The 12,600-nt window shown below is 62.5% G+C and carries 10 protein-coding genes; 2 read left to right on the forward strand and 8 right to left on the reverse strand.

Going from position 1 to position 12,600, the window contains the following annotated elements:
• Positions 1-167 precede the first annotated feature (167 nt).
• Complete coding sequence (locus NKI97_RS06440) at positions 168-1,352, forward strand: amino acid aminotransferase (RefSeq protein ID WP_352448930.1); 1,185 nt, start codon at positions 168-170, stop codon at positions 1,350-1,352.
• A gap of 136 nt (positions 1,353-1,488) precedes the next feature.
• Positions 1,489-2,313: a nucleoside triphosphate pyrophosphohydrolase gene (gene mazG / locus NKI97_RS06445; RefSeq protein ID WP_352750104.1), complete on the forward strand. Its 825-nt coding sequence runs from the start codon at positions 1,489-1,491 to the stop codon at positions 2,311-2,313.
• Positions 2,314-2,319: 6 nt separating this feature from the next.
• On the opposite strand, the gene hflX is transcribed toward mazG, so the two are convergent.
• The 8 genes from hflX to dusB all read right to left on the reverse strand — a co-directional run bounded on the left by hflX (position 2,320) and on the right by dusB (position 12,441).
• Complete coding sequence (gene hflX / locus NKI97_RS06450; RefSeq protein WP_352448932.1) at positions 2,320-3,711, reverse strand: GTPase HflX; 1,392 nt, start codon at positions 3,709-3,711, stop codon at positions 2,320-2,322.
• A complete protein-coding gene (hfq, locus tag NKI97_RS06455) occupies positions 3,712-3,957 on the reverse strand; it encodes an RNA chaperone Hfq (RefSeq protein WP_006202172.1) in 246 nt (81 codons plus the stop codon).
• A gap of 145 nt (positions 3,958-4,102) precedes the next feature.
• Entirely contained in the window at positions 4,103-4,966 is an 864-nt protein-coding gene (locus tag NKI97_RS06460) for a D-amino-acid transaminase (RefSeq protein ID WP_352448933.1), read from the reverse strand.
• Positions 4,967-5,054: 88 nt separating this feature from the next.
• Positions 5,055-6,416, reverse strand: coding sequence for a nitrogen assimilation response regulator NtrX (gene ntrX / locus NKI97_RS06465; protein WP_023675072.1), 1,362 nt, complete (start codon positions 6,414-6,416; stop codon positions 5,055-5,057).
• Positions 6,406-8,691, reverse strand: coding sequence for a sensor histidine kinase NtrY-like (locus tag NKI97_RS06470; protein WP_352833156.1), 2,286 nt, complete (start codon positions 8,689-8,691; stop codon positions 6,406-6,408). Before NKI97_RS06470 ends, ntrX begins: the two co-directional genes overlap by 11 nt.
• 128 nt (positions 8,692-8,819) lie before the next feature.
• Positions 8,820-10,280: a nitrogen regulation protein NR(I) gene (gene ntrC, locus NKI97_RS06475; RefSeq protein ID WP_023675074.1), complete on the reverse strand. Its 1,461-nt coding sequence runs from the start codon at positions 10,278-10,280 to the stop codon at positions 8,820-8,822.
• Positions 10,277-11,419 (reverse strand): two-component system sensor histidine kinase NtrB, encoded by a 1,143-nt coding sequence (locus NKI97_RS06480; protein WP_023675075.1) that lies wholly within the window; start codon positions 11,417-11,419, stop codon positions 10,277-10,279. The genes ntrC and NKI97_RS06480 overlap by 4 nt, the downstream gene beginning before the upstream one ends.
• The gene (gene dusB, locus NKI97_RS06485) at positions 11,416-12,441 is read right to left on the reverse strand and encodes a tRNA dihydrouridine synthase DusB (RefSeq protein ID WP_352833159.1); all 1,026 of its coding nucleotides are present in this window, start codon (positions 12,439-12,441) and stop codon (positions 11,416-11,418) included. The genes NKI97_RS06480 and dusB overlap by 4 nt, the downstream gene beginning before the upstream one ends.
• Positions 12,442-12,600: the final 159 nt, after the last annotated feature.

Genomic DNA, 12,600 nt, shown 5'->3' on the forward strand with positions numbered 1-12,600 from the left:
TCTTACGGCTCGCCGCGTTCTCGTCCTGGGAGATATCGGGCCCGCTCTCGCCCGCCAGATAGTATCGGCCGCCTTCGAGGCAAACCGGCGCCGAGTTGGCGCATATGAAACTGCTGGCAAAGCACGGCCGGTTTGCGTATCACTCCGCCGCCAACGGAACCTTATCGATGTTCGAAAATCTCCAGCCCGCGCCTGCCGACAAGATCCTGGCCTTGATCGGCCTCTATCGCGCCGACCCGCGTCCCGACAAGGTCGATCTTGGGGTCGGCGTCTATAAGGATCGCGACGGCAAGACGCCGGTGATGCGCGCGGTGCGCGAAGCCGAAAAGCGGCTGCTGCAGGGCCAGGATACCAAGACCTATCTCGGCCTTGCCGGCGATACCGCCTTCAACGCGGCGATGGCCCGGTTGGTGTTCGGCCCAGCCGCCGACATGACGCGCATTCGTGCGGCGCAGGCGCCAGGCGGCTCCGGCGCGCTGCGGCTGGTAGCAGAGCTGCTGAAAAGGACCCGCACCGACGCGATGGTCTGGCTGTCGGATCCGACATGGCCGAACCACATGCCGGTGATGCGCGCCGCTGGCCTGCAGACACGCGAATATCCCTATTTCGACGCTGCTTCTGGTGCGGTTCGCTTCGACGACATGCTGAATGCATTGAGAACCGCGAATCCTGGCGACGTCGTATTGTTGCATGGCTGCTGCCATAACCCGACAGGCGCCAATCTAGACATCTCGCAATGGGCTGCCATTGCCGATCTTGTCGTTGAGCGCGGCCTGCTGCCCTTTGTCGACATCGCCTATCAGGGCTTTGGCGAGGGACTTGATGCGGATGCCGCCGGCTTGCGCCTTCTGGCGGCAAAAGTTCCGGAAATGGTCGTTGCCTCCAGCTGCTCGAAGAACTTTGCCGTCTATCGCGACCGAGTCGGTGCAGCGCTGATCATGGCGAAAGGTGGCGCGCAGGCGGATTTGGCGATGGGCCAGATGCTGTCGGCGGCGCGCGCCATGTATTCGATGCCGCCGGACCACGGCGCGGCGGCGGTGCGCATCGTGCTTGAAGACCCCGTATTGCGTTCCGACTGGGAGGCAGAGCTTGAAGAGATGCGGCTGCGCATGCTGCGGCTGCGCGTCCAGTTCGCCGAGGCGCTGCGGCGGCAGTCCAACTCCGACCGTTTCGATTTCGTCGCCAGCCATCGCGGCATGTTTTCCCGGCTTGGCCTGTCGGAAGCGCAAGTCGAGCGGCTGCGCGCCGAGCATGCCATCTATATGGTCGGCGACAGCCGCATCAACGTTGCCGGCCTGCCCGAGGACGGCATGGATGCGCTCGCCAAGGCGATAGTCTCCGTGCTCGACTGATGCTTTTGCTAACTAGGATCTTCCGGAAACCGGCTTCCACTTTCGTATCATGGTCTGGCGGCCCGTCTGTGGACAAGGCGCCCTCACCGGCTGAAGCCGTTGGCCGCACAGCCGTGTACAGGATAGCGTTTCCCAGATGAAACCCTCGAAAGACATTTCCCGACTGATCGAGATCATGGCAGCGCTGCGGGCGCCGGAAACCGGCTGCCCGTGGGATATCGAGCAGGACTTTTCGACAATCGCGCCGTACACGATCGAGGAAGCCTACGAAGTGGCGGACGCCATTGCGCGCGGCGATCTGGACGATCTGCGGGATGAACTCGGCGATCTCCTGCTGCAAGTGGTCTACCACGCGCAAATGGCCGAGGAGGCCGGCGAATTTTCATTCGGCGATGTGGTCCTGGCCATCACCACAAAACTGATCCGCCGCCACCCCCATGTCTTCGGCGACGACAAGGCGCGCAGCGCCGGCATGGCCAAGGGCATGTGGGAAAAGATCAAGGCAGAGGAAAAGGCGGAGAAGCGCAGTGCGCGCCTCGCCCGAGGGCTCGACCCGGAAGACCATGGCAAGGGCTTTCTCGACAGTGTGCCGGTCGCCCTGCCCGCACTGACCCGAGCGCTCAAGCTGCAGGAAAAGGCCGCCCGCGTCGGCTTCGACTGGAGCGAGGCGGCACCGATCCTCGAAAAGATCGAGGAGGAGATCGGCGAATTGCGAGAAGCGCTGGCCAAAGGCGACAGCGCGCCGATCAAGGATGAGTTCGGCGACATGCTGTTTGCGGTCGTCAATCTCGGCCGGCACCTCAAAATTGATTCCGAAGCGGCACTCAGCGGCACCAACGAAAAATTTCGGTCGCGCTTCCACTATGTCGAGCGGACGCTGCAAGCGTCGGGAAACAGCCTTGAAGAGGCAACGCTGGACGAGATGGAAGCGCTCTGGCAGCAGGCAAAAAGCGCGAAGTAAACGCCTCTACCCGTTGTTTTGACGGCGCAATCGGCTTTCGATCTCCTGCCGAGCGCTGTGTGTAGCCTTGAGCGCGACGGTTACGCTGCCATCCTCATTGTCGTCGCGCGAGACGATGTCGCCGTTGCGGTAAAGCCAGTCGACGACGCCGAGTTGGTCGGGCTTGAGTGTGACGGTGAACGTCTCCAGTTCGCCCGACATCATCGTCTCGATGATCGCCTTCAGCGCATCGATGCCCTCGCCGGTTACCGCCGATATGGCGATCGGCGGTGCCTTCTTGCCGTCAGCACCATCGGCAAGCAGCCGCGCCCGGTTGCCCTCGTCGAGCCGGTCGATCTTGTTCCATACTTCGATGACACGCTTGCTATCGCGGGCATCGACGCCGAGATCGGCAAGGATGCGCTCGACATCTTCGGCCTGCGCGGCCGTATCGGGATCGGAGATGTCGCGCAGATGAATGACGAGGTCTGCCTCGACCACTTCCTCCAGCGTCGCCCTGAAGGCCGCGACCAGATGCGTTGGCAGGTCGGAAATGAAGCCGACCGTATCGGAAAGGATGATCGGCGTGCCGTGCGGCAGGCGCACGCGGCGCAGCGTCGGGTCGAGCGTGGCAAACAGCATGTCTTCGGCCAGCACCCCTGCTCCGGTCATCCGGTTGAACAGAGTTGACTTGCCGGCATTGGTGTAGCCGACGATCGCCACCACCGGAAATGGCACCTTCTTGCGCTTGGCGCGGTGCAGGTCGCGGGTGCGGCGCACAGTTTCGAGCTCGTGCTTCAGCTTGGTGATCTTGTCCTGCAGCACACGCCGATCCGACTCGATCTGGGTCTCGCCAGGGCCGCCGAGAAAGCCGGCGCCGCCACGCTGGCGCTCGAGGTGGGTCCAGCTCCGCACAAGGCGGCCTTTCTGGTAGTTGAGATGGGCAAGATCGACCTGCAGCGTGCCTTCCTTGGTGCGGGCGCGCTCGCCGAAAATCTCCAGGATCAGCCCGGTGCGGTCGAGCACCTTGGCGTTCAACTCTTTTTCGAGGTTGCGCTGCTGTACCGGGGTCAGCGGATGATCGACAATGACCACTTCCGCGTGGCCCTCTTTGACGATCTCAGCGAACTCCGCCACCTTGCCGCTGCCGAGCAAGGTCGCCGGGCGTGGATCGTTGACGGTCACCACCGCCGTGTGGACCAGGTCGAGGTCGATTGCGCTGGCGAGGCCGACGGCCTCGTCGCGACGAGCCTCGGCGGAACGGGTCAGGCGGGGGCGGTTGGTGTCGTCGTCGCCACGAGGCTGCCGGGTAAGCACCGGCACGATAACCACCGCCCGGGTCGGGCCGTTGGCCTCTGTCCCGGTCTGATGTGCTGGTTTTCCGCGAACGCTGCGGTCCGCGTCTTTCTCACGTGCCAATCAGGCGCCCTGGCTTTCCTCACCATCGAACATCTGAACCGGCTGGCTCGGCATGATCGTGGAAATAGCGTGCTTGTAGACAAGCTGGGAATGGCCGTCGCGACGCAGCAGAACGCAGAAATTGTCGAACGAAGTGACCACGCCGGTCAGCTTCACGCCGTTGATGAGAAAGATGGTGAGTGGATTTTTGCTCTTGCGAACTGAATTCAGGAACAGGTCCTGAAGATTTTGCGATCGTTCCGCCATTGTTCTTGTCTTTCGCCGATCCCCTTCGGTTTGCAGGCCAATGCGCCAAATTAGCCGGCACATGTCAAGCACGCAAACACCATCTTGCCGTCAGTAACGACAAGCAGAACGAGATATATTGATGTTCATTCCATCTGTGCGGTTATCAGGCTGGACTTTTTTCCGCAACGTCAAAAAAGGCCTGCCGTAATGAAACTGTTATCGAGCCCGGGTGGCCGTTGGCGACGGGAGCGCCATCGATCGCCACCACCGGCATGGCAATCGTGGTCGCGGAGCTGATGAAAACCTCGCGCGCGGCCTTGGCTTCGGCCACCGAAAAACCGCGCTCCTCGATCTTCAGGCCGAGCTTGGCGGCCACGTCGAACAGCGTCGTACGAGTGATGCCGCGCAGGATGCCGTGCTCGGCCGGCCGCGTCACCAGCACGCCATCCCCGGTGATGATCCAGGCGTTCGACGATCCACCTTCCTTGACGGTGCCGTCGACATCGACGAACCAGGCCTCCTGAGCGCCGGCTTCCTTGGCTTTCTGCTTGGCCAGCACGTTCGGCAGCAGGCCGACCGACTTGATATCGACCCGATCCCACCGGTTCTCCGGCACCGTGATAACCCGGATCCCGCTCTCGGCCCGCTTCGCGGCAGCTGCAGGATCGGCTTTTTTGGCAGTCACCACCAGCGACGGCTTCGTCTCCGCCGGCGGGAAGAAAAACTCGCGGCTGGCGACGCCGCGTGTCACCTGGACATAGACCAGGCCGTCGACGACATGGTTGCGGCGCACCACCTCGCGCATGACGAGCGGCAGCACGCCGCGCGTGATCGGCCAATCGATCGAGAGTTCGGCAAGTGAGCGGTTCAATCGGGCGAGATGGCGGGGCATGTCGACGATGAAGCCTCGTGCCACCTCGCAGACCTCGTAGACGCCGTCGGCGAATTGATAGCCACGGTCCTCGATATGCACGGAAGCTTCGGCGTGAGCGACGTAGCGCCCGTTCACATACGCAATGCGCGGCATGGCTAATCCCTGAGAGAAGTCCAGCTTTCTTATGCGATTCCAAGACCGCCGTAACCGATAATTGCGTGGGCCACGACTGGTTTGGCTGTCAGACGCCCAGCGACTTCAGCTTGCGGTGCAATGCAGAGCGTTCCATGCCGATAAACTCTGCCGTCTTCGAGATGTTGCCGCCAAAACGGTTGATCTGGGCGATCAGATAGTCCTTCTCGAATTGTTCGCGCGCTTCCCGCAGCGGCAGCGCCATTATGTGCTGATCGGATTTGTTTGGAGTGCGCGGCATGACGTCGCCGATCTCGGCAGGCAGGAGATCGGCGGTGATCGGCGCATCGACATCGTCGCCGCGCGCCAGGATCATCAGCCGCTCGACATTGTTGCGCAACTGGCGAACGTTGCCCGGCCAGTTATGCGCCTGCAGCACCGCCAGCGCGTCGTCGCCGATGCGGCGCGGCTTGATGCCGGCCTGGCGAGCGATCTGCTTCATGAAATTGTCGACCAGATAGGGAATGTCCTCGCGACGCTCGGCCAGTCCCGGCACCATGACCGGAACCACGGCCAGGCGATGATAAAGGTCCTCACGGAAACGGCCGTCGGCGATCATGGCTTCCAAGTTCTGCGAGGTCGACGAGACGATGCGCACGTCGACCTTGACCCGCTTGGTGCCCCCTACCCGCTCGAACTGCTGTTCGACCAGCACGCGCAGGATCTTGTTTTGCGTCTCGCGCGGCATGTCGGCCACTTCATCGATGTAGAGAATGCCGCGATGGGCTTCCTCCAGCGCGCCGACCTTGCGTTCGACGCCGTTCGATTCGGTGCCGAACAGCTCGATCTCCATACGCTCAGGCGTGATGTTGGCGGCGCTCAGCGTCACAAACGGTGCACTCTTGCGCGCCGACAGTGCGTGGATGGCGCGCGCCGCCAGTTCTTTGCCCGAGCCGGAGGGGCCAATGATCATGACGCGGCTGTTGGTCGGCGCGACGCGCTCGATGGTCTGGCGCAATTGGCTCATTGCCGACGACATGCCGATGAGGTCGAAAGTCTCGCCGCTGCGCAGCTTGAGATCCGAAACCTCGCGTCTCAATTTGGAGGTTTCGAGCGCCCGTTCGGCAATGAGGATCAGCCTGTCGGCCTTGAATGGCTTTTCGATGAAATCATAGGCGCCGCGGCGGATGGCCGAGACTGCCGTTTCGATATTGCCGTGGCCCGAGATCATCACCACCGGCAGGTTCGGGTGCATCGTCTTGATCTCGTCCAGCAGGGCCAGGCCATCGAGCCGCGAGCCCTGCAGCCAGATGTCGAGGAAGACCAGCCTGGGTGCCCGGTCGGCAACCGCCGCAAGCGCGCTGTCGGCGTCAAACGCCGTGCGTGTTTCGTGACCTTCGTCGCTCAGGATACCGGCGACGAGTTCGCGGATGTCTTCCTCGTCATCGACGATGAGAATATCAGACGCCATTACCGACCTTTTCAGTTTCTTTTTCGTGTTCCGTCTTGTCCTCGCCGCGTACCGGAACGGTGGCGGCAACCGGCAGGATGATGCTGATCATTGCACCCCGCCCATCGTGGAAGTCCGCTGGTGCATCGTGCAATTCGAGTCGCCCGCCATGGTCCTCCACGATCTTCTTGACGATAGCGAGGCCAAGCCCGGTGCCTTTCTCGCGTGTCGTCATGTAAGGCTCGAGCAAGCGCTGCCGGTTTTCGCGCGGCAAGCCCCTGCCGTTGTCGATGACGTCGATTCGAATCGCGCCATTCTGACGCCCGGCTTGAATCCGGATTATGCCGTGCGGTCGATCCTCTGCATCAAGTCCGTCGATGGCTTCGGCAGCATTCTTGATGACGTTGCCGAACGCCTGCGCCATCAGCCGGCTGTCGAACGTGCCTTTGAGCGGCTCATTGCCGAAGACGCGCTCGAAGGTGATGTCGGCGCGGCTCACTTCGACCAGGAACGAGGCCTCGCGCAACGAATCGCGCAGATCGATTGCCTTCATTTCCGGTTTCGGCATGCGGGCGAACGCCGAGAACTCGTCGACCATGCGGCCGATGTCCTCCACTTGCCGGATGATGGTGTCGGTGCATTGATCGAAAACCTCACGGTCCTCGGTGATGACCTTGCCGTAACGGCGCTTGATGCGCTCGGCCGAAAGCTGGATCGGCGTCAGCGGGTTCTTGATCTCGTGGGCGATGCGCCGCGCCACGTCGGCCCATGCAGAGGAACGCTGTGCCTGGACCAGATCGGTAATATCGTCGACTGTCACGACGTAGGATTTATCCTCCGAACCGTCGTCGCCGGCTTCGATCGTGATCTGCACGTTGAAGGTCCGTTCGGTGCCGGCACGATAGAAGGTGACTTGTTCGCGATAGACCGGCTTGCCCGACTTGCGGCCGATCTCGAAGACGCGGCCGACATGCGGCAGCACGGCCGAAAGGTTCTGCCCAAGCGCTGCCGTGGCGGATATGGCCAGCATCGTTTCGGCCGAACGGTTGACGATGGTGACGATGCCATATGGATCGACGCCGATGACCCCGGCGGTGACGCCGGCAAGCACCGCCTCCGAAAAGCGTCGCCGCTCGTCGATCAAATCCTTGGCCGACAGGATCTCGTTACGCTGCGATTTCAGCTCCATCAGCATCTTGTTGAAGGTGTCGCCGAGCGAGGCGACGTCGCCGTCGGAGGGGCGGACTGGCACGGCCACATCGAGATTGCCGGTGGCGACCTCGTCGGCCGCGCCGATGAGCTGACGAATCGGCCGCACCAGGCGGTCGGCCACCGCAATGCCAGTCCAGATGGCGGACAGGATGATGATCAGCGTCAGCGACAGATAGGGAAGCGCGAAAGCCACTTGCGAGGTGCGGCGATTGTCTTCGAGACCGCGATATTCGGCGGTGTTGGATTTGACGATCTGCCGTGCCTTGATCACCTCGGGATCGACGAGGCGGATGGTGTAGAGATAGAGGCCGTCGATCTCGCGCAGCTTGACGATCGCACCCATGATGTTGCGGGTGCGCGGCTCTATCAGCACCGGCTTGCCGTCGGCAGCGCTTGCCACGGCGCCCTCCGGCGGCTCTGGCATGGCAAAGTCCGCGTCGGTCTTGGCGCTCATAACGAAGGAACCATCGGGCTTGATGAGTGCTGCGTGTGCCAGCGAACGTCCCACCGCCTCCTTGTTCATGAGATCGAGGAACCCGGTGCGATCGAGGCCGTAGAGCGTGCGCGAAGCGTCGAGGTCGTAAGCCATCGACAACGTCGTGCCCTGAAGATTTCGCGCGTTTTCCTGCACATAGGCGTCAGCGATCGACAACGACGAATTGACGATCGTCTTGGTGCGGATCTCGAACCAGCGATCGAGGCCGATGTCGAGCGTGATCGACGCGATGATCGCCACCATGATCGCGGGGATGGCGGCGACCAGCGCAAACATCGCCACTATGCGCACATGCAGGCGCGACGCAGCCTTGCCGTGCCGGCGTGCCATCAGGATGCGATGCACCTCGCGGCCGACCAGCAAGATCAGAAACAGGACGAACGCCGCATTAAGCGCAATCAGCGCCAGCGTCGTCCTCGCGTCGGGCGTGATCGGCGTCGCGCCGACCAGAATGGCGAAGGAGATCGCCGCCGTCACCAGCGCACCGGCAACGGCGATCACGCCGGGCAGCGCAAGCAGCCGGCGACCGTCTCGCGCGCCCGTATTGCTGAAAAGCGATTTGCTCAGTGTCGGTGCGTGCAGGGCCATGTCGCCGTCTAGAGCCAGTGATTGCGTCGGATGTATGCAACGCATTGTGGCGATTATGCAACAAGTGTGGCCGAGACGGAAATCTTTCGGCAATCGATCCCCTGGAAAGCGCTCGTAAAGGGATTCGTCTAGACCTGCCTGGACGATTTGTAGACGTTGACGCCGAGTTCGCGAATCTTTTTGCGCAGCGTGTTGCGGTTGAGCCCCAGCAATTCCGCAGCCTTGATCTGGTTACCGCGCGTTGCGGTCATCGAGGCGAGGACCAGCGGGTATTCGACCTCGGAGAGGATTCGCTGATAGAGCCCGGCCGGCGGCAAGTCGCCGGCAAACGAGGCAAAATAGCGCTGCAGGAAATGCTCCACCGCCTGGCCGATGGAAAGGTCGTCGGGAATGAGGTTGCCGCCACCTGGAACGACAGGCCTTTCACCGGTCTTCAACTCCGCCTCGATGATCTCGGCGGAAATCTCGTCCTGCGAATACAGTGCGGCCAGCCTGCGGATGAGGTTTTCGAGTTCGCGCACGTTGCCCGGCCATGGGTAGCGCTTCATCAGCTCGATGCCGCCGGTGGAAATGCGCTTGGTCTGCAGGCCTTCACTGGCGCCGAGCTTGAAGAAGTGGCGGACGAGGTCCGGAATGTCCTCCGATCGCTCGCGCAGCGCCGGCAGCCTGAGCGGCACAACGTTCAAGCGGTAGAACAGGTCCTCGCGGAAAAGCCCCTGATTGATCAGCGTGCGCAGGTCCTTGTTGGTGGCAGCGACGATGCGCACGTCGGTCTTGATCGGCGTGCGGCCGCCGACCGTGGTGTATTCGCCCTGCTGCAGCACACGCAGCAGCCGCGTCTGCGCTTCCATCGGCATGTCGCCGATCTCGTCGAGGAACAGCGTGCCGCCTTCGGCCTGCTCGAAACGGCCAGTGGAGCGGTTCTGTGCGCCGGTAAAGGCGCCCTTCTCGTGCCCGAATAGTTCCGATTCGATCAGGTCGCGTGGGATCGCCGCCATGTTGATGGCGACGAAGGGGCCACCACGACGACGGCCATATTCATGCAGCGCGCGCGCCACCAGTTCCTTGCCGGTACCCGATTCGCCCGAGATCATCACCGTCAGGTCGGTCTGCATCATGCGCGCCAGCATGCGGTAGATGTCCTGCATGGCCGCCGAGCGGCCGACCAGCGGCATCGTTTCAGGCGGCTCGTCGGCACGCGTATCGATCTTGGGCCGCCGCGGCTCGGAAAGCGCGCGGTTGACGATGTTGAGCAGCTCCGTCAGGTCGAACGGTTTCGGCAGATATTCATAGGCTCCGGTTTCGGAGGCCCGGATCGCAGTCATGAACGTGTTCTGCGCACTCATGACGATGACCGGCAGTTCCGGTCGCGCCTTCTTGATGCGCGGCAGCATGTCGAAGGCGTTCTCGTCGGGCATGACAACGTCGGTGATGACCAGATCGCCCTCGCCCGCCGCCACCCAGCGCCACAGCGTCGAGGCATTGGAGGTGACGCGCACGTCGTGGCCGACGCGCGAAAGCGCCTGGTTGAGGACAGTGCGGATGGCCGCATCGTCGTCGGCGACGAGAATATTGCCGCGAACGGTCATTTGCGGTCTCCTTCACCGTCGTCGTCGGTGCCAAACTGAGTTTCTTTCCACGCCGGCATCAGGATGCGGAAGGTGGTCCCGCGCGGCGTCGATTCGCATTCAATGATGCCGCCATGCTCGCCGACGATCTTTGCGACCAGCGCCAGACCGAGACCGGAGCCGTTCGGCTTGGTGGTGATGAAGGGATCGAACAGGATCGGCAGGATATCCTCGGAGACACCCGAACCGTTGTCGCGCACGCAGAATTCCAATGGCAGCGACACGCGGTCCTGCGTTCCGGGCACGGAAACACGGATGCCCGGGCGGAAGGCGGTCGACAGCATGATCTCGCCCTGCGGATCGCTGCCGATCGCCTCGGCGGCATTTTTTACCAGATTGAGGAATACTTGGATGAGCTGGTCGCGATTGGCAAAGACCGGAGGCAATGATGGATCATAATCCTCTAATATCTTGATCCTCTTGGCAAAACCGTTCTTGGCGATTGCTTTGACATGGTCGAGCACGACATGGATGTTGACAGGGTAGCGGTCGATCGGCCGCTCGTCCGAAAACACCTCCATGCGGTCGACCAGCGAGACAATGCGGTCGGTCTCGTCGGTGATCAGCCTGGTCAGTGCGCGATCCTCGTCGGACGCCGACAGTTCAAGCAGCTGCGCGGCACCACGAATGCCGGACAGCGGGTTCTTGATCTCATGGGCAAGCATCGCGGCAAGGCCGGTGACCGAGCGCGCCGCACCGCGATGCGTCATCTGCCGGTCGATCTTGTCGGCCATTGAGCGTTCCTGGAACATTACCACGACGGAGCCTGGAAATTCCGTCACAGGCGCGACGTAGAGATCGACCACCTTCTCGATGCCGAGCCGCGGCGACGACACGTCCACCCGGTATTCGTTGACCGGCGCCCGGCGCTCGCGCACCTGGTCGACAAGCGTCAGCAGCGGACTGCCGAAAGGAATGAGCTTGTGCAGCGTGTTGCGGGCGAGCATCGTGGCGCTCGACCGGAAAAAATCCTCGGCATCGGCATTGGCGAAGGTGATGAAACCTTGCGGATCGACCATGATCACCGGCCGGCGAATGGTGTTGAGCACAATATGCGCGGCGTCCGCCATATCCGTGCTCTGTGTGACGGTGGCGTTCATGCCGCACTCCGCAGGTTCGCCGCTTCGGGAGCGGTTGAAAACATGTCGCGCAGCAACGCAATGACACGCCCAGGCTCGAAAGACGTGAGTATGGCCTTGCGCCGGTCATCGCTTGTGGCGGCGTGGCGGTCGAGATACCAGCCGAGATGCTTGCGCGCCTGGCGCAATCCGCTTTCCACGCCATAGAACGTCAGCATGTCTTCGTAATGGGCAATGACGTAATCGGACAGCGCTTGCGGGCTTTCCGGCATGCCGGATACCGGCTCGGCCAGCGCGGCCGCTACAATGCTGCCGGCGGTCCACGGCGCGCCATAGTGCGCACGGCCGACCATCACCGCGTCGGCGCCGGACTGGTCAAGGATCGACGCAGCCTCTGCCGGCGAGCCGACATCGCCATTGGCAACGACCGGGATCGAGACGGCCTGCTTGACGCGTGCGATGGCACGCCAGTCGGCCGTGCCCTGATAGAACTGGCACCGTGTGCGGCCGTGCACCGTCACCATCATCACCCCGGCCTGCTCGGCGCGTCGCGCCAGCATCGGCGCGTTGAGCGCGCCTTCGTCCCAGCCGAGCCGCATTTTGACCGTGACCGGCACGTCGACCGCGCCGACTACCGCTTCGATCAGCGACAGCGCGTGGTCGAGGTCTCGCATCAGTGCCGAACCGGCATAGCCGCCCGTCACCTTTTTGGCCGGACAGCCCATGTTGATGTCGACGATGTCGGCGCCTTCGCCGACCGCGATTCGCGCGCCCTCGGCCATGTGCATCGCCTCGCGGCCGGCAAGCTGGACCATGTGGACAGGCAGCCCGGAATGACGGATGCGCAGGCCCGAGCCAGCCCTGCCCTTTGCAAGCTCACCGCTCGCCACCATTTCCGACACGACCAGCCCGGCGCCATGGACATAGGCGCGCTGCCGGAACGGCTCGTCGGTGATGCCCGACATCGGCGCGAGAAACACGCGGTTGCGGATTCTCACGCCACCCACATCCAGCGGCGAAGCCAATTTGGTCAGATCAGGCATGCACAAAAACCAAGCACCTTGGGTTGCTGCACATTCTCTAGCCAGAACGACGGCAATGTGCAACGCGCAATGTCGTGACATTAAGGCGCATTTGGGAAAAAAAGGATCGCCGGACAGCATCAATCCTGGGTCTTCCGAAAGCGATACCACTTTTCGGGA

It is taken from the genome of Mesorhizobium sp. M0296, from assembly GCF_040321675.1.
In the GTDB taxonomy this organism is placed as follows: domain Bacteria; phylum Pseudomonadota; class Alphaproteobacteria; order Rhizobiales; family Rhizobiaceae; genus Mesorhizobium.